This is a genomic window from Streptomyces hazeniae (genome assembly GCF_031845485.1).
Lineage (GTDB): Bacteria > Actinomycetota > Actinomycetes > Streptomycetales > Streptomycetaceae > Streptomyces > Streptomyces hazeniae.
The window spans coordinates 31,338-54,011 of record NZ_JAVREQ010000017.1 but is presented as its reverse complement, the minus strand read 5'-3'; the positions used below and the strand labels follow the sequence as shown (position 1 = coordinate 54,011).

Annotated in this window: 12 protein-coding genes; 3 read left to right on the top strand and 9 right to left on the bottom strand. The window is 74.0% G+C overall.

What is annotated here, in order from left to right:
- Positions 1-11: 11 nt before the first annotated feature.
- From RM572_RS18630 to RM572_RS18595, 8 genes are all read right to left on the bottom strand, one after another.
- Positions 12-824 carry an aspartate/glutamate racemase family protein gene (locus tag RM572_RS18630; RefSeq protein WP_311674489.1) on the bottom strand — a complete coding sequence of 271 codons (813 nt, stop codon included), beginning with the start codon at positions 822-824 and terminating at the stop codon, positions 12-14.
- Positions 821-2,788 (bottom strand): AMP-binding protein, encoded by a 1,968-nt coding sequence (locus RM572_RS18625; RefSeq protein WP_311674488.1) that lies wholly within the window; start codon positions 2,786-2,788, stop codon positions 821-823. Before RM572_RS18625 ends, RM572_RS18630 begins: the two co-directional genes overlap by 4 nt.
- A gap of 11 nt (positions 2,789-2,799) precedes the next feature.
- Positions 2,800-10,959 carry an aminotransferase class III-fold pyridoxal phosphate-dependent enzyme gene (locus RM572_RS18620; protein WP_311674487.1) on the bottom strand — a complete coding sequence of 2,720 codons (8,160 nt, stop codon included), beginning with the start codon at positions 10,957-10,959 and terminating at the stop codon, positions 2,800-2,802.
- Between the two features lie 91 nt (positions 10,960-11,050).
- The gene (locus RM572_RS18615) at positions 11,051-11,899 is read right to left on the bottom strand and encodes a carbohydrate ABC transporter permease (RefSeq protein WP_394813642.1); all 849 of its coding nucleotides are present in this window, start codon (positions 11,897-11,899) and stop codon (positions 11,051-11,053) included.
- Positions 11,900-12,046: 147 nt separating this feature from the next.
- Entirely contained in the window at positions 12,047-12,856 is an 810-nt protein-coding gene (locus tag RM572_RS18610; protein WP_311674571.1) for a carbohydrate ABC transporter permease, read from the bottom strand.
- A gap of 122 nt (positions 12,857-12,978) precedes the next feature.
- Positions 12,979-14,337, bottom strand: a complete 1,359-nt coding sequence (locus RM572_RS18605; RefSeq protein ID WP_311674486.1) for an ABC transporter substrate-binding protein — start codon at positions 14,335-14,337, stop codon at positions 12,979-12,981.
- Positions 14,338-14,437: 100 nt separating this feature from the next.
- The gene (locus RM572_RS18600; RefSeq protein WP_311674485.1) at positions 14,438-15,178 is read right to left on the bottom strand and encodes a response regulator; all 741 of its coding nucleotides are present in this window, start codon (positions 15,176-15,178) and stop codon (positions 14,438-14,440) included.
- Positions 15,175-17,094, bottom strand: a complete 1,920-nt coding sequence (locus RM572_RS18595) for a sensor histidine kinase (RefSeq protein ID WP_311674484.1) — start codon at positions 17,092-17,094, stop codon at positions 15,175-15,177. The genes RM572_RS18600 and RM572_RS18595 overlap by 4 nt, the downstream gene beginning before the upstream one ends.
- A gap of 313 nt (positions 17,095-17,407) precedes the next feature.
- Here RM572_RS18595 and RM572_RS18590 point away from each other — a divergent pair, with 313 nt between their 5' ends.
- The 3 genes from RM572_RS18590 (at position 17,408) to RM572_RS18580 (ending at position 20,162) form a co-directional block, all read left to right on the top strand.
- Positions 17,408-18,742 (top strand): cation:dicarboxylate symporter family transporter, encoded by a 1,335-nt coding sequence (locus tag RM572_RS18590; protein ID WP_311674570.1) that lies wholly within the window; start codon positions 17,408-17,410, stop codon positions 18,740-18,742.
- Positions 18,743-18,857: 115 nt separating this feature from the next.
- The gene (locus tag RM572_RS18585; protein WP_311674483.1) at positions 18,858-19,481 is read left to right on the top strand and encodes a GyrI-like domain-containing protein; all 624 of its coding nucleotides are present in this window, start codon (positions 18,858-18,860) and stop codon (positions 19,479-19,481) included.
- A gap of 66 nt (positions 19,482-19,547) precedes the next feature.
- Complete coding sequence (locus RM572_RS18580) at positions 19,548-20,162, top strand: DinB family protein (protein WP_311674482.1); 615 nt, start codon at positions 19,548-19,550, stop codon at positions 20,160-20,162.
- Between the two features lie 42 nt (positions 20,163-20,204).
- Here the strand turns inward: RM572_RS18580 and glgB are convergent, their stop codons facing one another.
- Positions 20,205-22,403: a 1,4-alpha-glucan branching enzyme gene (gene glgB, locus RM572_RS18575; protein WP_311674569.1), complete on the bottom strand. Its 2,199-nt coding sequence runs from the start codon at positions 22,401-22,403 to the stop codon at positions 20,205-20,207.
- Positions 22,404-22,674 lie beyond the last annotated feature (271 nt).

Sequence of the window (22,674 nt, the reverse complement as noted above, 5' to 3'; positions counted from 1 at the left end):
CGTGTACTCCTCTATCGGCTGAGCAGGGTCGTGAGTTGTGTGGCGATGGCCAGCAGGGGGTCGATGACGGTCGTCCCGTCGCCGTTCCTGCGCTGCCATCGCGACAGCAGGTGCAGTTCGGTGCACCCGGCGATCAGGCCCGCGCAGCCGTGCTGGTGGGCGAGCACGCGGAAACGGTCCGCCAGGGCGGCGGTCAGCGGCTCCGCCTTGAGGCGGTAGAGCAGCCCGTGCAGCTCCCGCTGCACGTCCGGCTCCGGAAGGACGACCCGGTGCGCCGACTCCGGCCAGCGCGGTGCGCGCTGGAAGATCCCCGCTTCCCGGGTGCCGTCGGTGGCCACGAGCAGGTAGCGGGCGCCCGCGGGGGCGGCCGCCAGCTCGTCGAGGGTCGTGGACACCAGCGAGATCAGCCGTCGCCGGTGCTCGGGCTCCAGCGCGCCGACGAAGTGGTGCGCCGTCACGCAGGCGACGACCACCCGCGTGGCCCCCATGTCCAGCAGTCCGCCGACGCCGCGGCGCAACCGGTCGGCCCACGCGGCTTCCCCACGGCTGCGGATGGTGTCGGTGCGGTCGGGGAAGCCCGGGTCGGAGTCGAGCAGGCAGCGCGGAAGCGTCTGCTCCGCCGCCGCGCCGGCCCGTTCCACGGCCGTCTCGTAGACGGTCTGCAGGAACGCGGCGGAGGCCAGCGGCCCCATGCCGCCGAGGATCCCCAGGACCGGTCCCGTCGCCTCGCCCCCGCCCCCGTGGCCGGTGGCGGGGGTCGCGCCGGGCCGCCCGTGCGCCGTGGACGGCCGGGAGCCGGGCAGGAGGGGCAGCCGGGCTGTCACCAGGTCTTCAGTCCGCCCGCGCCGTACAGCTTCCGCGTGAGCTTCCGCTGGATCTTGCCACTGGTGGTGCGGGGAAGACCGCCGGGCCGGAGCAGGACGACGGCCGAGACGCCGACGTGGTGGTCCTCCACCAGCCGCCGCACGACGGCCCGCGTGACCTCGTCGGCCGTCACCTCGCCTGTGGCGGAAGGCTGTTCGCCGGCGGGCAGGACGCGCCGGTCGCCGCGCGTCTCGACCGCGAGCACGACGCGCGGCACGTCCGGGTCCGGGTCGGGGAAGGCCGCGCACTTGCCGCCGGCCAGGGCCGGGTGGCTGTCGGCGGCGGTGCCTTCCAGGTCCTGGGGGAAGTGGTTCCTGCCGTCGATGATGATCAGGTCGTCCGCCCGCCCCGCCACGAACAGCTCGCCCCCGGAGAGGAATCCGAGGTCTCCGGTGCGCAGGAAGGTCCGGTCGGTGCCCGCCAGCCGGGCACCGAAGCGCTCCTGGGAGGCCTCCGGGTTCTGCCAGTAGCCGAGGCCGATGCTGTCGCCGGACACCCAGATCTCGCCGAGGTGCTCCGGGGGACGTTCGCGCAGCGTCTGCGGGTCGACGATGCGCAGGTCGTGATGGGCCGGGACGCGTCCGCAGGAGACCAGCCGCCGACCGGCACCGTCGCGCGCGGGCGTCACGCGCCCGGACAGCTCCAGCGCCTCGGGGTCGATGTCGAGGACGCGCGCCTCGCCCGCGCCGCGGCCGCCGCTCAGGTACACGGTGGCCTCGGCCATGCCGTAGCAGGGGAGGTGCGCGGACGGGTCGAAGCCCACCGTCCGGAACCGTTCGGTGAAGGCCTGCAGCGACTCCCAGCGCACCGGTTCCGCGCCGTTGAGCGCGAGCTTCCAGCTGCTCAGGTCGAGCGCCGCCACCTCCTCGTCCTTCATCTTCCGGGCGCACATGCCGTAGGCGAAGTCGGGCCCGCTGGCCACGGCGGCGCGGTAGCGGCTGATGGTCTCCAGCCAGAGCGCCGGGCGCAGCAGGAACGCGGCGGGCGGCATCAGCACGGTGCGCCCGCCGGCGAACAGGGGGATGAGCAGCTGGGAGAGGCCCATGTCGTGGAAGAGCGGCAGCCAGCTCACGAACCGGAAGTCCTGGACGGGAGCGTTGTCCACGCCGAAGCCGTCGGCCGACCGCAGGGCGCCGCACACCGCGGCCAGGTTCTCCATGACGTTGTGGTGGGTGAGCACCACGCCCTTGGGCGCGCTGGTCGAACCGGAGGTGTACTGCAGGAACGCGAGCGTCTCCGGGGTGGCGCCCGGGTCCCGCCAGTCGTCCGCGAGGGCGTCCTCCAGCCCGGCGACGGCGAGGCGTTCGACGTCACCGAGGACGTCCGCCTCCGCGTTGCCGGCGAAGTCCGCCGTGGTCAGCACCACGGCGGGCCCGGCGTCCTCGACCAGCAGGCGGAGCCGGTCGAGTTGGCGCCGGAAGCCCGGTGACGGTTCCGGGAGGGGGACCGGGACGGCGACGATCCCCGCGTAGAGGCAGCCGAAGAAGGCCGCCGCGAAGTCGACACCCGTGGGGAGCGCCACCAGGGCGCGGTCCCCGGGGGCCGCCCGGCGGAGCAGGGCGGCGGCAACGGTCCGCGCCCGGCGGTCGAGGTCCGCGTAGGTGGCCTCCTCCGTCTCCTCGCCGCGCAGGCCGAGCACCGTGCAGGCGATGTCGTCCGGTCGCTGCCGCGCGTGCCCGCGCAGCACCGCGACGAGGGTGTCCCGGCCCGGCCGTCGGTACGCCGGATGACGGCGCAGCGGGGTCGGCGCGGGCCCGGACCACGTCCGCGCGACGTGGTCCAGGCAGGCCTCCTCGGTGCCGTCGAAGCCCGCGTCGTGCCAGCCCGCAGGGCGGGCACGGGTGGCGGGGTGGACCGAGTACCGGCCCGCGTGGTCGACCACGACGCGGTGGGTCGGTGCGGTGCGCACGGCGCTGTCCGGCATGGGGGTGTCCCTCACTTCTCGAGGTTCTCGGGGTACTCGGGGTGCTCGGGGTGCTCGGGGTCGAGCGCCGGTTCCGCGCAGCGCAGGTCCGGGTCGGCGGCGAAGGCGGTGAGCAGACGCTCCAGCCGGGCGGTCAGCGTCCGGGCGGTCGCCGGGTCGAACAGGTCGGTGCTGTACTCCAGGCAGGCGGAGAGCCCCGCGGGGCCGCCGTCCCCGGTGCGGAGTTCCCGCACGCTGAGGAACAGGTCGAACTTGGCGACGTCGGTGGGGTCCGGCTCCTCGGAGATCCGCAGCCCGGCGGCCTCCAGCTCCAGCGGGCCCTCCGTCTCGAACCCGAGCATCACCTGGAACAGCGGGTGACGGGCGCGCGAGCGCGGCGGGTTGAGCGCCTGCACCAGCTGCTCGAACGGAACGTCCTGGTGCGCCAGGGCCGCCAGGCCGGCGTCCCGTACGCGCTCGACGAGCCGGCGGAAGGTGGGTTCCCCCGAGGTGTCGGTGCGCAGGACCAGCGTGTTCACGAAGAAGCCGACCAGGTCCTGCAGGTTCTCCTCCGGCCGGCCGGCCACCGGCGTACCGATGGGGACGTCGGTTCCCGCACCGAGCCGGTCGAGCAGGACGGCGAGAGCGGCCTGGGTCACCATGAAGACACTGGCCCTGCTCTCCTGGGCGAGCTTCGCCAGCGCGGCGTGCACCCGCTCGTCGACGGTGAACCGCACCTGCCCGCCGCGGTGGCTCGCCACCCGGGGCCGCGGGCGGTCCGCGGGCAGCGCGATCTCGTCCGGCAGACCTGCCAGGGCCTCGCGCCAGAAGCCGAGTTGCCGGGAGAGCAGGCTCTCCGGGTCCTTCGCGGAGCCGAGCCGCTCGGCCTGCCAGAGCGTGTAGTCGGCGTACTGCACCTCCAGCGGTGCCCAGTCCGGCGCCCGCCCGGCCCGGCGCGCCGTGTACGCCGTCGTCAGGTCGCGGGCCAGCACCGGCAGCGACCAGCCGTCGCCCGCCGCGTGGTGCAGCACCAGCAGCAGCACGTGGTCCTGCTCGCCGAGTTCGAACAGGCTGCCCTTCAGGGGCACCTCGTCGGCCAGGTCGAAGGGGTGCGCGGCGGCCTGCCGCACGGCCGCGTCCAGCTCGGCCGGTTCGAGGGTCCGCTTGGCCAGGGCCGCCGGGACGTCCTCGGCCGGGAGGATGTGCTGGCGCGGCACGCCCCTGCGCTCCTCGAAGACGGTGCGCAGGGGTTCGTGGCGTGCCAGCACGTCGCCCAGGGCCGCGGTGAGCGCCTCCGTGTCCAGTGGGCCCGTCAGCCGCAGCGGCAGCGGCAGGTTGTAGGTGGAGCTCGGGCCTTCGAGCCGGCCGAGGAACCACAGCCGCTGCTGCGCGTGGGACAGCGGTAGGACGTCCGGTCGTTCCCGCCGGGCCGGCGGGGCGGCGACGGCGTCGCCCGCGCCGAGGCGGGCGGCCAGCGCGGCGACGGTCGGGTTCTCGAACAGCCAGCGCGCGGGCATGGTCGCGCCGAGCCGTTCGCGCACGGCGGCCACCACCCGGACGGCCTGGAGCGAGTGGCCGCCCAGGGCGAAGAAGTCGTCGTCCGTCCCGGCGTCCTGGCTGCCGGTCACCTCCTGCCAGACGGAGAGCAGGGCGGCCTCGGTGGCGTTCCGCGGGGCCCGGTAGGCGGGTGGCGCGTCCGGTACCGCCTCGGCGGCGGGCACTGCTGCGGGAGCGGATTCCGCGGGGGTGGACGGCGTCGCGGAGGGCGTCTTCGCTCCGGTGTCCGGCAGGGGACCGGTGAGGGGCGCGGGCCCGTCGGGTGCGGCGAGGTAGGTCTCCAGCAGCCGCGTGTAGGCGTCGGCCCAGCCGCGCACGGTGGCGGCGTCGAAGAGGTCGGTGCGGTACTCGACGGTCACGTGGTAGCGCTCGCCCTCCTGCAGCACGTCCATGGCCAGGTCGCACTTGACGTGCCGCCGTCCGGGCGTGCCCAGCGAGACCTCCAGCCCTGCCAGCGCCGGCGGTTCGGGGGCCTGGTCGAGATTGAAGAGAGTGGCGTGCAACTGCCGCCGCGGGCCCTCGGTTTCCCCGGGCAGCCGGGAGGCGATCGCCGCGAACGAACAGTCGCCGTGCGCGAACGCCTCGGCCAGATGGCGCTGCATCGCGACGGTGACGTCCCGGACCGACGCGTCCGGTGCGGGGCGGCTGCGGAGGGGCAGCACGCTGCTGCAGTTGCCCACGACGCGGTCGGCGCCGGGCTCGTCGCGCTGGGCCACCGGCACGCCGATCACCACGTCGCCGGTGCCCGTGAGCCGGTGGAGCAGCCCGGCGTACGCGCTGAGCAGCAGCGTGAACGGGGTGCACCCGAGCCGTGAGCCGGCGGAGGCGATCCGGCGGGAGAGGCCGGCGTCGAGGGTGACGGTGACCGACGCGCCCTCGGACGAGGGGCGGGCGGGCCGGGGCCGGTCGGTCGGCAGCCGGAGCGGCGGCGCGGGGTCGGCGTGCGCGTCCAGCCAGAAGCGTTCGTGGGCCCGCAGGCGCTCACCGCTGCGGCGTTCGTGCTCGCGCTGGACCAGTTCCCGGAACTGGCGGGCCGGCGGCAGCGGTTCGGTGTCCGTGCCGGCGGCGGAGTACAGCCGGCCGATCTCCTCCAGCGCCACGCGGAAGGCCCAGCCGTCCACCACCGTGTGGTGTGCGGTCAGGTGCAGGCGGTGGTGGGTGTCGTCGAGCCGTTCCACCGCGGCGCGGACCAGCGGCCCGGCTTCCAGGTCGAAGACCTCGTCCGCCCAGGCGGCCGCGTCCGCCCAGCCCGCCGTGTCCGTACCGGACGCGCCGAACCGCACGAGCGGCACGTCGAACACGTCGACGGGCAGGACCCGTTGACGGCCCTCGTCCGGGCTGAACACGGTCCGCAGGCTCTCGTGGCGGGCGACCACCGCCTGCACGGCCTCGCGGAGCGCCGGAAGGTCCAGCGTCCCCCGGAGGTCGAGCCGCACGCTCTCGTTGTAGGCCCGCGAGGCGTCCTCGCCCGTCTGGGCCAGCAGCCACAGTTCGTGCTGCGCGTCGCCCGGCGGCACGCTGGCGGGCGGGTGGACGGTGCGCGCGCCGGGGAAGAAGCCGGCCTCGGCCATCTCGTCGGCGGTCTCCGCGAGTGCCGCGACGAGAGTGGCCACGTCCTCGTCGGTGTGCGCGGTGGAGAGGAAGCAGTTGCGGCCCTCCCAGACGTAGATCCCCTTCTCCGCGAGGGCGGTGTGGAAGACCTCCACCGTCTCCGACAGCGCGGTCTCCCGCAGGAAGCGGAACCGGAAGAGAGAGCCGAAGGCGGTCAGCCGGACGGGTACGTCGGCCGCTTCGAAGAGGCCGTTGACCGCGGACGCCAGGGCCGCCACCTTTCCGCTGACGGACTCCTGCAGGGCCGGCCCCCGGCGCTTCAGCTCGCGCAGCACCGCCCGGCCCGCCGCGAGCGCCAGCGGGTGCTTGCAGAAGGTCCCGCTGAAGAAGGTCCGGACGCTCTGCCGGTAGGGCGCGTCGCCGAAGGTCCAGGCGCCGCCGTCGATGGGGTCGAGATACTTCGCCCGGCCGGCGACGGCACCGATCGGCATGCCGCCGCCCATCACCTTCCCGTAGACGGCGAGGTCCGCCTGCACCCCGAACAGCGCCTGCGCGCCGCCCGGATGCATGCGGAAGCCGGTGATCACCTCGTCGAAGATCAGCGGCACGTCCGCCTGCCGGGTCAGCTCCCGCAGCTCGCGGAGGAACTCCCCGGGCTGGATGTCCGGTCGCCGGCTCTGCACCGGTTCGACGAGTACCGCGGCGAGCTCGCCCGCGTGGTCGCGCAGCGCCTGCAGGGAGGCCGGGTCGTCGTAGGGGAGGACGAGCGCGTTGGCCGCGACCTCCTCGGGAATGCCCGGCGCGAGCGGCACGGCGTGGGCGGAGGAGCCGTCGGGGTTCTGCACGGCCAGGATCGGGTCGGCCGAACCGTGGTAGGCGCCCGCGAACAGCGCGACCCTGGACCGGCCGGTCACCGCGCGTGCCAGCCGGACCGCGACCATCACCGCCTCCGAACCGGTGTTGCAGAAGACGGTCCGCTCCTGGCCGGTGAGCTCGCAGACCAGTTCCGCCGTCTCGGCGGCGAGGTCGTTGTGCGGGCCGAGATGCATGCCCCGTGCCAGCTGCTCGGTGAGCGCCTGCTCGATGAAGGGTTCGCGGTGCCCGAAGAGGTTGACCCCGAAGCCCATGGTGAGGTCGAGGTACGCGTTGCCGTCGGCGTCCCACACCCGGGAGCCCTCGGAGCGGGTGACGACCAGCGGGTACCGCGCCTCTCTCAGGTTGAGGTGCGGCTGCGGCGCGTGGCGTACGTCGGCGTGGTGGACGCGCTCCCGCACGGCCTGCGCCTTGGATTCGGCGGTCCGTGCGCAGTACCGCTCCACCAGGGCGGCGACGTAGGCGCGGCGGCTCGCCTCCTCGCCGTCCCGTCCCTCGGCCCGGCCGGAGCCGGACGCGGCGGCGGTGCCGGACGCCTTGGCCTGCCGGAACGGCACGAAGGTGTCCGGCGCCGCGCGGGGGATCGGGGCGGCCGTCGGGGGCCGGTGCGGGTGTTCCGTGCGCGGGCCCGCCTCCGCCGTCGCGGTGGCCGGTGACGCCCCGGTCCCCGGGGGCAGTGGACGCCCGGAGCCCCGCAGCAGTTCGTACGCCTGGTCCATCACGCGGGCGTGCACGGAGAGGAAGTGCTCGACGGCGTCGCCGCCCGGCGCCCCGCCCCCCGCGGGCTCCCCGGCGGGCGTGTCCGGCGCGGCGACACGCGTCGCCGGCTCCGGCGGCCCCGCCCCGGCCGGGTCCGCGGTGGCGGCGGCCCGGGGTGCCTGTGCCTCGACGTACTCCGCGAGCAGGCGCGGGGTGTTCAGCTCGTCGAAGAGCTTGGCGACCGGCAGGCGTACGCCGAAGGTCCGCTGCACCGCCTGCAGGGTGTGCATCAGCGTCAGCGAGTCGGCGCCCAGTTCGAGGAACGACGCGTCCGGATCGGCTGCCTCCGGGTTCTCCAGCAGCCGTCCGACGGTCTCGGTGAGCAGCGACAGCACCCGGCCCTGCGCCGGAGATTCGTCGGGCCGGTGTGCCACGGGGAGGGGTCCTTCCGTTCGGGGACGAGAGGGAGTGCCGGCCGGCCGGAGGCCGGCGGCCGGGACCGCCTGGGCGTGCGGCGCGGCGGAGGGGAGCCAGTGCGGGGAGCGCCGGAACGGGTAGGTGGGCAGCCCCGTGACACGTCGCGGGGGCCTTCCCGCGTCGGCCCCCTCCCGGTCGACCCGATGCCCCGCGACGTACAGTCCGGCGACGGCGTCGGCGAGCACCGCCTGGTCGTCGGCCCCCTCCCGCAGCGAGCACAGCCACAGCGCGCCCGGCACCGTGCGACGCCCCGCCGTGCCCAGCGTGCGGCCCGGGCCCGCCTCCAGGAAGGTGGTGCAGCCCTCGGCGGCCAGGGCGCGCAGGCCGTCGGCGAAGCGCACGGGCCCTTCCAGATGGCGTGCCCAGTGGTCGGCGTCCGGGCGCAGCGACCCGTCGAAGAGGCGACCGTCGGTGTCGCTGACGAAGGGGATACGGGGCGCCGCGAACTCGACGGTGCGCGCGACGTCGAGGAAGGCGGCACGGGCCGGGGCCATCAGCGGGGAGTGGAAGGCGTACTCCGACGGCAGGTCCCGGGTGACCACGTCGCGGGCGGCGAACGCGCGCCGGGCGGCGTCCACTGCCGCCGCCGTGCCGGAGACCACGACGTTGCTCTCGCCGTTGACGCAGGCGACGACGGCACCGGCCGCGTCCACGTCCGGACCGGCCAGTACCTCCCGCACGGTCTCCTCGGCCGCGAGCACGACCAGCATCCGGCCCTCGTCGCACCGCTCTTCGACGAGCCGGCCGCGTTCGGCGGCGAGCCGCAGGCCGTCCTCGGGGCCGAAGACGCCCGCCAGGCACGCCGCGGCGAGTGAGCCGACGCTGTGGCCCAGCACGTACGCCGGTTCCACGCCCCGGGAGCGCCACAGTGCGGCGAGTGCGTACCCGACCGCGAAGAGGACGGGCTGCGTGTAGCGGGTCCGTGCGAGCAGGTCCGCTTCGGCGGACTCCGCCAGGAGCAGCGAGGTGACGGTGTGTCCGAGGTGCGCCGCGGCGCTCTCGTCGCACTCCTCCAGGGCGCGGCGGAAGGCGGGCGAGGTCTCGAGGAGCCGTCGCCCCATCCCGGGGTACTGGGTGCCCTGGCCGCCGAACAGGAAGGCCACGCCGCCCGCAGGGGTGCCGCCCGGGGCGACGGGGGCGATCGGGGCGAGGGTCTGTCCGCTGCGCGTGCCCGTGGCACGGCCCGTGGCCAGCCACTGCTCCGCGCGGGCCGCGGCTTCCTCGGCGTCCCCGGCGGCGACCGCGAAGCGGTGCGCGAAGTGGGTGCGGCCGCTGCCCGCCGTGTGGCAGACGTCGTCCCACGCCGGGCCCGCCGGGTCCCGGAGCACCCGCGCGTACCGGTCGACCAGGGTGTGCAGCGCCTCCGGAGTGCGGGCGCTCAGCGTCAGCACGTCCGTCCGCCGCGTGCCGGTCGCGTCGCCGCCCGGTCCGGCGGCACGGTCGTCGGCCTCCGGGGCCTCCGTGACGACGACGTGGGCGTTGGTGCCGCCGAAGCCGAACGAACTGACGCCCGCTGCACGCGGCGCGGCCCCTTCCGGCCAGGGCGTCGCGACGGTCGGGATGCGCAGGACGCCGCCGGTGTCGATGCGCGGGTTGGGTGTCCTCAGATGCAGGTGCGGCGGGATCACGCCGTGCCGCAGGGCCAGCACGGTCTTGATCAGTCCGGCCATTCCGGCGGCGGACTCGGCGTGGCCGATGTTCGTCTTGACCGAGCCCGTCAGCAGCGGGTCGTCCGGCCGGCGGCCTTCTGTGAGCACGGCGCTCAGGGCGCGGGTCTCCACCGGGTCCCCGAGCGGGGTACCGGTCCCGTGCGCCTCCACGTAGCCGATGCGGGCGGGCCGGATTCCCGCGTCCCGCAGCGCGTCCCGGATCACGCGACGCTGCGCCTCGCCGCTGGGCGCGGTCAGGCCGTTGCTGCGGCCGTCCTGGTTGACGGCGGTCCCTCGGATCACCGCCAGCACCGGGTCGCCGTCACGGAGCGCGTCGGTCAGGCGTTTGAGGACGACGACGCCGCACCCCTCGGCCCGCACGTAGCCGTCGGCGGCGGCGTCGAACGTCTTGCACCGTCCGTCTCCGGCCATCATCCCGGCCATCGTGAAGATCTCGGTGGTGTCGGGGGTCAGGATCAGGTTGACGCCGCCGGCGACCGCCGTGCCGCACTCGCCGGAACGCAGGCTCCGGCACGCCAGGTGCACGGCCACCAGGGAGGAGGAGCAGGCGGTGTCGACGGCCATGCTCGGTCCGCCGAGGTCGAGGAGGTACGAGAGCCGGTTGGCCGCCATGGTGAGCGACTGGCCGCTGCCGCTGTACGGGCCGAGTGCGGCGCCCGGGCCGCCCTGAAGGCGGCCGTAGTCGCTGGCGCTGATGCCGACGAACACGCCGGTCGTGCTGCCGGCGAGCGAGCGCGGCGGGATGCCGGCGTCCTCCAGCGCCTCCCAGGCGGTCTCCAGCAGCAGACGCTGCTGAGGATCGACGTAGGCGGCCTCCCGGCCGGACAGCGAGAAGAACTCCGCGTCGAATCCCGCCACGTCGTCGAGCAGCCCCAGCGGGCCGTGGTCGCCGAGCAGTTCACGCCGGGCGCCCGGGGCCGACACCAGGTCGTCCCCCGCGATCAGGTGCCGCCACAGGGCGGCCGGCCCGTCGGAGCCGGGGAAGCGGCACCCCATCCCGATCACCGCCACGGCGCCGGCCTCGTGCCGGGACGCGGCCCTCTCCACATCCGGGAGGTCGGTTTTCAGCCTGGACGGCGGGTGCGGAGCGGTGGCTTCGGACGGCGCGCCCGCAAGGTGGGTGCCGAGCGCCTGCGGGGTGGGGTGTTCCCACATCAGGGCGGGGGAGAGGTCCTGCGAGAGGTGCGTCTGCAGGTCGCCGATCAGGGCGACGGCGTCCCGCGAGGAGAGGCCGCAGTCGGCGAACGGAGTGGTCGGGTCCACCGATTCCGCGGGGAGCCCGGCCCGTTCGGCGACGCTCCGGGCGATCCAGCCCACCAGGGTGGACGGATCCTCGGCCCACGCGCCCGGCACAGTGGTGCTCACCGGCATGCACTCCCCCTCCAGCCGCCCCCCGGCGACGTTGCGGGAAGTAAACCGGCGCCCCGCTAGGGGAACGACCAGACGCTGGCGCGATTCAGCCCTTGACAGCGCCGCCCAGGGTGAATCCGCCGCCGAGGCGGCGGGAGATCAGCACGTACAGCAGGATGACCGGCGTCGAGTACAGCACGGAGAAGGCGGCCAGCTGCCCGAACGCGACCGCGCCGTAGTTGCCGAAGAAGGTGAAGAGGGTGACCGACGCGGGCAGTTTCGCCGGGTCGACGAGCAGCATGAAGGGGACGAAGAAGTTGCCCCACATCATGATGAAGGAGTAGACGGTCACGACGCCGAGCCCCGGGCCCATCAGCGGCAGGATGACGCGCAGCAGGGACTGCCGCCAGCTCGCGCCGTCCGTCCACGCCGCCTCCTCCAGCACCACCGGCACGCCGTCCATGAAGTTCTTCATCAGGAAGACGGCGAAGGGCAGTTGGGAGGTGGCGAGGAACAGCGCGGTGCCGTAACGGGTGTCGATCAGGTCGATCTGGACGAAGAGGCCGTAGACCGGGACCATGACGGCCGTGATCGGCAGGCAGGTGCTGAACAGGATGGTCAGCAGGTAGGGCCGGCTGAAGCGGGACCGGAAACGGGACAGCGGGTAGGCGGCGAGCGCCGCGCACACCATGGTGATCAGGGTGGCGCCGCCGCAGATCAGCAGGCTGTTGAGCATCGGCTGGAAGGTGATCTCCTCGGTGAGCACCGCGGAGAAGTTGTCCAGCGTGGGGTCCCCGGGAGGTGCGACGCGCAGCGTCGCCTCGGTGTCCAGGGAGGCGAAGGCCAGCCACAGCAGCGGCACCACGAAGGCGGCGGCGACCGCGAGCAGGCCGAGGTCGGCGGCGAGCCGCTGCCGGCGGCGCCGGCTGAGCAGCACCGAGGGCCGCAGCGACAGGCCGGGCCGGAGCCGGGTGCGCAGGTCGCGGTCCAGGTGCGGGCGCGGCAGGTCCAGCGAGTCGGGCGTCGGCTTCGGCGCGGCGTGCGTGGTGGAGGCGGCGTCGGCGCCGGGCGGCACCTCCCGGGGCACGGTGGGCGGCACCGGCTACACCTCCTCGCGCAGCAGGCGCAGGTAGACGACGGAGAACAGCGCGCCCACGAGGAGCAGCAGCAGGGCTACGGCCGTGCCGTAGCCGATGAGCGCCTTGTTGAACGCGGTGTCGTACATGAACACCGGCAGAGTGGTGCTGCGCTGCCCGGGGCCGCCGCGGGTCATCGCCCAGATCAGCCCGAAGACGGACAGCGTCTGGAGGGTGTTGAGCATCAGGTTGGTGCCGATGGAGCGCCGGATCATCGGCAGCGTGATGTGCCACATCCGCTGCCATCCGCTCGCGCCGTCGACCTCCGCCGACTCGGTCACCTCGCGCGGCACGTCGGACAGCGCCGCGGAGTAGACGAGCATGGAGAAGGCGGTGCCCCGCCACACGTTGGCGAACGACACCGCGAGGATCGGCAGCGTGAACAGCCAGTTCTGCTCGGGGAGCTGGAGCCAGGCGAGCACGTCGTTGAGGGTGCCGCGGCTGCTGAAGAAGGTGTAGAGCAGGAAGCCGGCGACGATCTCCGGCAGCACCCAGGCGCAGATGACGACCGCTCCGGTGAGCGACCGTACGAGGCGGCTCGCGCGTCGCATCAGCGCGGCCAGCGCCAGGCCCAGGGTGTTCTGCCCGAGGATCGCGGAGACCACGGTGAACACCAGGGTGAGGACCACGGCGTTCAGGAAGTCGGGGTCGGCGAACGCGCGGCGGAAGTTCTCCAGACCGACGAACGACGCGGACGCCTGCCCGGTGAGCTGGGTGTCGGTGAAGGCGATCCAGCAGCAGTAGCCGATCGGCCCGGCGAGGAACAGCAGCAGCATGGCCGTGGCCGGGGCGACCGGCAGCCATCGCAGGCCCCGCGGCCCCCGCCCGGCCAGGTCGTGCGCCGCCGTGTCCCGGCGCCGCGGCGGACGTACGGACCCGGCGGCGGTCTTCGCGACGCTCACCGCTGGACGACCGCCCCGTCGGTGAGGGTGCGCAGCTCCTCGTTGTACGTCTTCGCCGCCTCCCGGGGCGAGGCGTCGCCGGTCGTCACCTTCTCCATGGCCTCGGTGAGCGCGCCGGAGACCCGCGGGTACACGGGCAGTGCGGGCCGGTAGTGCGTCACCTCGACCAGGTCGGTGAAGAACTCGATGCCGGGCATGGACTTGCGGTACTCGGGATGCTGCGCCACGTCCTCCCGGACGGCGATCTGGGCGCCGCGGATGCACCACTCGCGGGCGTTCTCGGGGGTCTGCAGGGTCTCGATCAGCTTCCAGGCGAGGTCGTGGTTGCCGGAGTTCTTCGGGATGGACCACGTCCATCCCCCGGACATGCTGACGCTGCCCGGCTCCTGCCCGTCCTGTGTCGGCATCGGCGCCATGCCCATCGTCTCGGACCAGTCCGGCCAGGGGCGGCCGCCGGTGTCGAGCCACTGGTTGCCGAGCCAGGAGCCGTCCAGCGCGATGGCCAGGTCTCCCTCGGGCAGCAGTTCGGTGGGCACCCGGGTCTGGATGTTGGGGGACAGCGCGTCGGACACGTCGGGGCCGAGGCCGTCCGCGTACACGGTGTCGATGAACTCCAGGCTGTCCACGAAGCCCTGGCTGCCGGTCACCCACTTCTCGGACTGCGGGTCGTACAGCGGGTCCCGGCCGGTGCCGTACAGCAGCATCTCGAAGCCCTGCATGGCCGCCGCCTCACCGGCGGCCTTGCCGGTGAAGACGTTGAGCGGGATGACGTCGGGCACCTCGCGGTCGACGGTGCGCGCGGCCTTCAGTACGTCGTCCCAGGTCTGCGGCTGCCAGTCCTCCGGGAGCCCGGCCTTCGCGAAGATCTTCCGGTTGAACCACAGCGCGCGGGTGTCGGTGCCGTCGGGCACGCCGTAGGTCTTGCCGTTGCGGGCCTTGGCGGCGGTCTTCGCCGAGTCCTCGAAGCGGTCCCAGTACTTCCACTTCTTCAGGTAGGGGTCGAGCGGGAGGAGGTAGCCGCTCTCGATGTCGGAGTTGATGAGGAAGGTGTCCTCGTAGACCAGATCCGGCGCGGTCTGCGGGGAGCGCATCATCTGCTGGATCTTGGTGTAGTAGTCCTGCTGGGACGCCTGGATCGGCACCAGCTCGACCGTCTTGCCCGGGTGGGCCTTCTCGAACTGCTTCGCGACGTACTCGACGTAGTCGTCCCGCACCGTCACCTTGTTGTTGGTGTCCTTGGGGAACGCGACCTGAAGGGTGTTCGGGTCGTCGCCGGAGTCGCCGCCGCAGGCGGTGAGCGTGCCCGCGGCGAGGACCGCGGCGACGGTGAGCATCAGCGGGGCGGTGGGGCGCACGAGCATGACCTCCTCGGCCACGGCCGTGGCGGGCCACCGGTGGTCCGCCGTCGGCCTCGTGGTCTGCTGCCCGGGACCGTACGGCCGTCACCGTCCAAGGTCAATATCGCGTGAGCCAGCGGTAACAGAACTCCGGGCGCCCCACCTGCCCGTACTGCGGCCGCCGTTCGGCCCGCCCGGCGGTCACCAGGTGTTCCAGGTAGCGGCGCGCGGTGATGCGGTTGACGCCCACCTGCTCGGCGGCGGCCGCCGCCGTCAGGCCCTCCTCCCCGGCGTCCCGCAGCGCCGCGGTGACGGTCTCCAGGGTGGCGGCGGCCAGTCCCTTGGGCAGCGTGGCGGGCTGCGGCGCGCGCAGCGCGGACAGCGCCCGGTCCACCTCGGCCTGGCTGCCCGCCTCTCCGCCGCCCCCGTCGCCGCCGGTGCTCTGCCGGAACTCGGCGTACTGGCGCAGCCGGTCGCGCAGGGTGGGGAAGGTGAACGGCTTGAGTACGTGCTGCACCACGCCGAGGACGACGCCCTCCCGCACGACGGTGAGGTCGCGCGCGGAGGTCACGGCGAACACGTCGACGGAGTGTCCCGCTCCGCGCAGCGCACGCAGCAGCGCCAGGCCGTGGCCGTCGGGCAGGTACAGGTCGAGCAGGATCAGGTCGACGGGGGTGCGGTCCAGCGCCCGCGCCGCCTCCGCGCGGGTGTGCGCGACGCCCGCGACCTCGAAGCCGGGCACCCGCCCGACGTAGGTCGCGTGCGCGTCGGCGGCGACGGGGTCGTCCTCGACGACGAGCACACGGATCGCCTGCGGCGGGCCGGTCGCGCCGTCCGGGGTTCTGCCGGGGGGCTTCACCGGCGGCCTCCGGTGCGGGCGGTGTCGCCGGTGCGGGGACGCGGCGGGCCTGCCGTCCCCGGGGCGGCCGGGCCGAGGGGGAGGACCACGGTGAACTCGGCGCCGCCGCCGGGGGCTTCGGCGAGCGTCACGTCGCCGCCGTGGCGGCGGGCGGTCTGCCGGACGAGGGCCAGGCCGAGGCCGCGGCCCCGGCCGCCGGGGTCGCCCTTGGTGGACCAGCCCCGGTGGAAGACCGCGTCGGCGTCCGCCGGGTCGATGCCGTGGCCGGAGTCGGCGACGCGGACGAGCAGTTCGCGCGCGCGGTCCGTGCCGTCCTCCCGTACCCGCACGGTCACCGTGACCCGTGCCGGGGCGGAGGTCGTGCCCCGGCCCCTCCCCCTGGCCCCTGCGGCCCGGGAGGTCCCCGCGACGTGCTCCGTCGTGTCGGGGAGCGCCCCCGCCCCCTCGGTACGGGTGCCGTGGGCGTCCTCAGCGGCTGCGGGTGCGCCCGCCGTGCGCGGGGCGGGGCGGGGGAGGCCCGGCGCATCCGGCCCGTCGGACCCGTCCGGCGCGGCGCCGTCGGCCACGCGGGCGGAGGCGTCCACCGCGTTGTCGACGAGGTTGCCGACGACGGTCACCAGGTCGCGGGACGGAAGCTCGGGCGGGACGAGACCGTCGTCGATGCGGCTGTCCGGCGTGAGCGTCAGCTCGACACCCCGCTCGTTGGCCTGCGCCGCCTTGCCCAGCAGCAGCGCCGCCAGCACCGGCTCGGCGACGGCGGCCACCACCTGGTCGGTGAGCGCCTGCGCCAGCTCCAGCTCCTCGGTGGCGAACTCCATCGCCTCCTGCGCCCGGTCCAGCTCGATCAGCGACACCACGGTGTGCAGCCGGTTGGCGGCCTCGTGCGCCTGGGAGCGCAGCGCCTCGGCGAGACCCCGCGCGGAGTCCAGTTCGCCGGTGAGCGTCTGGAGTTCGGTGTGGTCCCGCAGCGTGACGACGGTGCCGCGCCGTTCACCACCCGTGACGGGCGAGGTGTTGACGACCACGACCCGGTCGTCCGTCAGGTGCACCTCGTCCACGCGCGGCTCGGAGGCCAGCAGCGCACCGGTCAGCGACGGCGGCAGGCCCAGGTCGGCGACGTACCGGCCCACCGTCGCGTCGTCGCTCGCCGTCGCGTCGCCGCCCGCCGGGGCGTGCAGTCCGAGCAGCGCGCGGGCGCCGTCGTTGATCAGGGCGATGCGGCGCTGTCCGTCGAGCATCACCAGCCCCTCGCGCACCGCGTGCAGCGTCGCCTCGTGGTAGTCGTGCATCCGGCTCAGCTCGGTGGCGTTCATGCCGTGCGTGTGGCGGCGCAGTCGCGCGTTGACCCAGTAGGTCCCGACCCCGCCGAGAGTCAGCGCCAGGCCGGCCACCCCGAGCAGGGCGGTGACCTGTTCGGCGACCTGCGCGCTGATCCGGTCCACCGCTATGCCCGCGCTGACCAGGCCGACGATGCGGCCGTCGTCCCGGACGGGGGTGACCACCCGCACCGAGGGGCCGAGGGTGCCGGTGTAGGTCTCGTGGAAGGTGCGGCCCTCCAGCGCGGGGCCGCGGTGGCCGACGAAGGTGCCGCCGATGCGCTCCGGGTTCGGGTGCGTCCACCGGGTGCCCTCGGGGTCCATGATGGTGATGAAGGTCACTCCGGTGTCCTGCCGTACGCGTTCGGCGTACGGCTGGAGGGTCCGCGTGGGATGCTCCGTGCGGATCGCCTTCCGCACGGAGGGGGAGTCGGCCACCGCCAGGGCCGTGGCCGTGGCCTGTTGCCGGGCCGACTCCCGCGCCTGCCCGCGGTCCTGGATGGAGGCGTAGACCGCGCACCCCGCGACCAGCAGGGCGACCAGCACGACCTGCATCGCGAAGAGCTGGCCCGCCAGGCTGCGGGGTCGGAGGACGCGCATACCGGCCAGTGTGCACGGCGGCGGCCGGACGGCGCATGCGCCGTGACGCGGCGCGGGGGCGCGCGAGCCGCGGTGACGCCGCCGTACGAGGGCCTTCCCCGCCGTCTCCCCGCCGTTTCCGTGCACGTAATGCACGTAACCGTGACCTGCGCCACTCCGGGGGTGCATATTCGCCGGGATTCCGACAGCCGCTCACCCCCGAGGAGTCGACGTGCCAGGCCAGACGCCGCCGTCCGAGACCCCGTCGCAGGGCTCCGCCGCCCCGGCGACGCAGAAGCCCGCAGCCAAGCGGGACCGTACGCACTACCTCTACATCGCCGTGATCGTCGCGGTGCTGGCCGGCATCCTCCTCGGCTTCGTCGCGCCCGGCGTGGCCGTGGAGCTCAAACCGCTGGGCTCCGGCTTCGTCGACCTGATCAAGATGATGATCTCCCCGGTCATCTTCTGCACGATCGTCCTCGGCGTCGGGTCCGTCCGGAAGGCCGCGAAGGTCGGCGCCGTCGGCGGTCTGGCGCTCGGCTACTTCCTGGCGATGTCGACCGTCGCGCTGGCCATCGGCCTGGTCGTGGGCAACGTCCTGGACCCGGGCAGCGGCCTGAACCTGACCGAGGAGGCCGCGAAGGCCGGCGCCGCCGAGGCGGAGGGCGGCAGCGGTGGCACCGTCGACTTCCTGCTCGGCGTCATCCCCACCACCCTGATCTCCGCGCTGACCGAGGGCGAGGTCCTCCAGGCGCTGCTGGTCGCCCTGCTGGTCGGCTTCGCCCTCCAGGCGATGGGCTCCTCCGGCGAACCGATCCTGCGCGGCATCGGCCACCTGCAGCGGCTGGTCTTCCGCGTGCTGTGGATGATCATGTGGCTCGCCCCGGTGGGCGCCTTCGGCGCGATCGCTGCGGTGGTCGGGGAGACCGGCCTGGACGCGCTGAAGTCCCTCGCGGTGATCATGATCGGCTTCTACGTCACCTGCGCGCTGTTCGTCTTCGTCGTGCTGGGCCTGATCCTGCGGATGGTGGCGGGCGTCAACATCTTCTCCCTTCTGAAGTACCTGGGCCGGGAGTTCCTGCTGATCCTCTCGACGTCCTCCTCCGAGTCGGCGCTGCCCCGGCTGATCGCGAAGATGGAGCACCTCGGAGTCAGCCGCCCGGTCGTCGGCATCACCGTCCCCACCGGCTACTCCTTCAACCTGGACGGCACGGCCATCTACCTGACCATGGCGTCCCTCTTCGTCGCCGAGGCCACCGGCAACCCGCTGTCCCTCGGCGAGCAGATCTCGCTGCTCGTGTTCATGATCATCGCCTCCAAGGGCGCGGCGGGCGTCACCGGCGCCGGTCTGGCCACCCTCGCCGGCGGCCTGCAGTCGCACCGCCCCGACCTGGTGGACGGCGTCGGCCTGATCGTCGGCATCGACCGCTTCATGAGCGAGTGCCGCGCGCTGACCAACTTCGCCGGCAACGCGGTGGCCACGGTGCTGGTGGGCACCTGGACCAAGGAGATCGACAAGGAGCAGGCCGCGGCCGTCCTCGCCGGGCACCGGCCCTTCGACGAGGCGCAGATGGAGGCGTCGCACGGCCACGACGTCCCGCCCGACGACTCGGCGGACGCGTCCACCCCGCCGCCCTCCCTCGACAAGGAACCGGCCGGCGCCCGCTGACCCCGGCATCCCCGCGGATGCTGCGACGGGCCCCTCTCCCACGGTGGAAAGCCGTGGGAGAGGGGCCCGTCCGCGCGACCATGTCCCTACGCACCTTCCGGAAGGGGAGACAGCCATGGCGCCGTACGACGTCAAGCGGGCGCAGAAGGAGCTCTACGCGCCCAGGAACACCCGATGGGCCCTCGTGGACGTTCCGGAGCAGCAGTTCGTCGCCGTCGACGGAGCCGGGGACCCGAACACCGCGCCCGCCTACGCCGAGGCGGTCGGCGCGCTCTACGCCGTCGCCTACACCCTCAAGTTCGCCGCCAAGGCCACGGAGGGCGGCGACTTCGTCGTCGCTCCGCTGGAGGGGCTGTGGTGGTCGGACCGGCTCGACGCCTTCACCCGCCGGGACAAGGACGCCTGGCAGTGGACCCTGCTCATCAGCATGCCCTCCTGGATCACCGAGGACCGCGTCGAAGAGGCCCGGCAGAGCGCGCTGGCCAAGAAGAAGCTCCCCGTGATCTCCCGGCTCCGGCACCTGACCCTGCACGAGGGGCTGAGCGCCCAGGTGCTGCACATCGGTTCCTACGACGACGAGACCCCCGTGATGGAGGAGCTGCACGGGACCTACCTCGCCGACCACGGACTGCGGGCCACGGCCCGGCATCACGAGGTCTACCTCGGCGATCCCCGCCGGACCGCCCCCGAGAAGCTGCGGACCGTCCTGCGCCAGCCGGTCGAGCGCGTGGACGGTTAGGCCCTGGCCGCGGCGCGCCCGCCCCGGTGCGACGGCGTTGTCAGAGGGCGGTGCGAGACTCGGGTCATGACCAGCCACACCGGCGTACCGGCCGATCAGGAGAAGGCGGACCTCCGGCGCTATCTGCAGGCGGCCCGCGAAGCCGTGCTGTGGAAGCTGGAGGGGCTCTCGGAGTACGACGTCCGCCGCCCGCTGACGCCCACCGGCACCAACCTGCTGGGCCTCGTCAAGCACCTGGCGGGCGTGGAGCTGGGCTACTTCGGCGAGACCTTCGGGCGTCCGCCCGAGGACCCGCCGCCGTGGCTCTCGGACCTCTCCGACCCCAACCAGGACATGTGGGCCGGCCTCGACGAGACGCGTGACTCCGTCATCGCCCTCTACCACCGGGCCTGGGCGCACACCGACGCGACGGTCGCCGCGCTGCCGCTGGACGCGACCGGCCGCGTCCCGTGGTGGCCGGAGGACAGGGCGGAGGTCTCCCTGCACCGCGTCCTCGTCCACGTCATCGCCGACTCCCAGCGCCACGCCGGCCAGGCCGACATCCTGCGTGAACAGCTCGACGGCGCGGTCGGCATGCGCAAGGGCAACGACAACATGCCGCCCGGCGACACCGACTGGTGGCGGGACTACCGCGCCCGGCTGGAGGCCACCGCACAGCGCGCCGCCGACCGGAAGCACTGACTCCGGTCGGCGGCACGAGGTGGGGCGGGGGAGAGGGGCGGCTCAGCCGGGGCGCAGCCAGAGGGTGGCCAGCGGCGGCAGCGTGAGCGTGAGGGACACGGGGTGGCCGTGCGCGGCGACGGGATCGGGGGTGAGCAGCCCGGAGTTGTGGATGCCGGAGCCCCCGTAGTCGAGGGCGTCGGTGTTCAGCGTCTCCGTCCACGTGCCCTCCGGGGTCGGGGGGACGCCGATGCGGAAGTCCTTCCGCACCACCGGCGACATGTGGGACACGACGGCCAGCGGGCGCCCCGCCGCGTCGTACCGGAGGAACGCGAAGACGTTGTCCTCCCGTGCGCCGCCGTCGATCCACGCGAAGCCGCCCGGGTCGGTGTCGCGCTGCCACAGCGCGGGCGTCTCCGCGTAGCGCCCGTTCAGCTCGCGCACCAGGTCGCGCACTCCCCGGTGGTCGGGCTCCGCCTCGTACGCCGGGTCCAGCAGCCACCAGTCCGGGCCGGCGGCCTCCGACCACTCGGCGCCCTGCGCGAACTCCTGGCCCATGAACAGCAGTTGCTTGCCGGGATGCCCCCACATGAAGCCGAGGTAGGCGCGGTGATTGGCGCGGCGCTGCCACCAGTCGCCGGGCATCTTGGACACCAGCGCCTGCTTGCCGTGCACGACCTCGTCGTGCGAGATGGGCAGCACGTAGTTCTCCGAGTAGGCGTAGACCATGGAGAACGTCATGTCGTCATGGTGGTAGCGCCTGTGCACCGGGTCCTTGGACATGTAGACCAGCGAGTCGTGCATCCAGCCCATGTTCCACTTGAAGCCGAAGCCGAGCCCGTCGTGGTGGGTGGCGCGGGTGACACCGTCCCAGGCGGTGGACTCCTCGGCCATGGTGAGGACGCCCGGGCAGCGCCGGTACAGCGTCGCGTTCATCTCCTGGAGGAACGCCACCGCGTCCAGGTTCTCCCGTCCGCCGTACGCGTTGGGCGACCACCGGCCGTCCTCGCGCGAGTAGTCGAGGTAGAGCATGGACGCGACGGCGTCGACCCGGAGCCCGTCGATGTGGAACTCCTCGCACCAGTACAGCGCGTTGGCCACCAGGAAGTTGCGGACCTCCCGGCGCCCGTAGTCGAACTCCAGCGTCCCCCAGTCCGGGTGCTCGGCCCGGGCGGGGTCGGCCGGCTCGTACAGGGGCGTGCCGTCGAAGCGGGCGAGCGCCCAGTCGTCCTTGGGGAAGTGCGCGGCCACCCAGTCCATCAGCACACCGATGCCGGCCGCATGCAGTGCGTCGACCAGATGCCGGAAGTCGTCCGGCGTGCCCAGCCGCGCCGTCGGCGCGTAGAAGCCGGTCACCTGGTATCCCCACGAGCCGCCGAAGGGGTGCTCTGCGGCGGGCATGAACTCCACGTGCGTGAAGCCGAGGTCCTTGACGTAGGCGGGGAGCTGCTCGGCCAGCTCCCGGTAGGTCAGTCCCGGGCGCCAGGACGGCAGGTGCACCTCGTAGACGGACAGCGGCGAGGCGTGCCACTCCCGGCCCGCCCGCCGCTCCATCCATGCCGCGTCCCGCCACTCGTGCCGCGAGGCGGTGACCACGGACGCGGTCGCGGGCGGGCACTCGGTGCGCCGCGCCATCGGGTCGGCGCGCAGCGAGCGGTGCCCGTCCGGGCCGGTGATCTCGAACTTGTACAGCGCGCCCTCGCCGAGCCCCGGCACGAACAGCTCCCACACGCCGCTGGAGCCGAGCGAACGCATCGGGTACTGCGCCCCGTCCCAGCAGGTGAAGTCCCCCGCGAGCCGCACCCCCTGCGCGTTCGGTGCCCACACGGTGAACCGGGTGCCCCTGACGCCGTCGTGCGTCATGGGGTGGGCGCCGAGGGCGCGCCACAGCTCCTCGTGGCGGCCCTCCGAGAAGAGGTGCAGGTCCAGCGCGCCGAGCGAGGGCAGGAAGCGGTACGGGTCCTCGACCCGCACCTCCCGGTCCGGCCCGCCGGCATCCACGGAGGCGTAGCGGACGGTGAGTGCGTAGGAGGGGATCTCCGCCACCGGGAGCAGCCCGGCGAACAGGCCGTCGCCCTCGTGGTGCAGCTCCGCGCACAGGCCCTCCGCGACGACGGTGACGCTGCGCGCGCAGGGCCGGAGGGTCCTCAGGACCACGCCGCCGGGGCCGGGGTGGGCGCCGAGGAGGGCGTGCGGGTCGTGGTGGCGGCCCTCCAGCAGCCGCCGCCGGTCCGCCTCCCCGAGCGGCTCGGGGACCCGCACGCCGTGTGCGCTCCGCGCGGTGCGGGGTGAGCTGCCGGGCTCCGTGGCCGGCGTCGCCGTCGCGGGCGTCGCGTGCTCCACGACGTCCGGTGCGGCGTCCTCCGACGCCTCCGGGCCGCCGTCGCGGGTGGTCGCCTCGGCGGCAGCCGGAGCCGCGGCGAAGAGCGAGCCCTGCCCGGACACGCCGTGCCGCGCCGCCTTGTGCGCGGGCCCGCCGCGCGGCGGTTCGCACTCGGTCGAGGGCAGCAGGAAGGCCGCCGTGGAGGTTCCG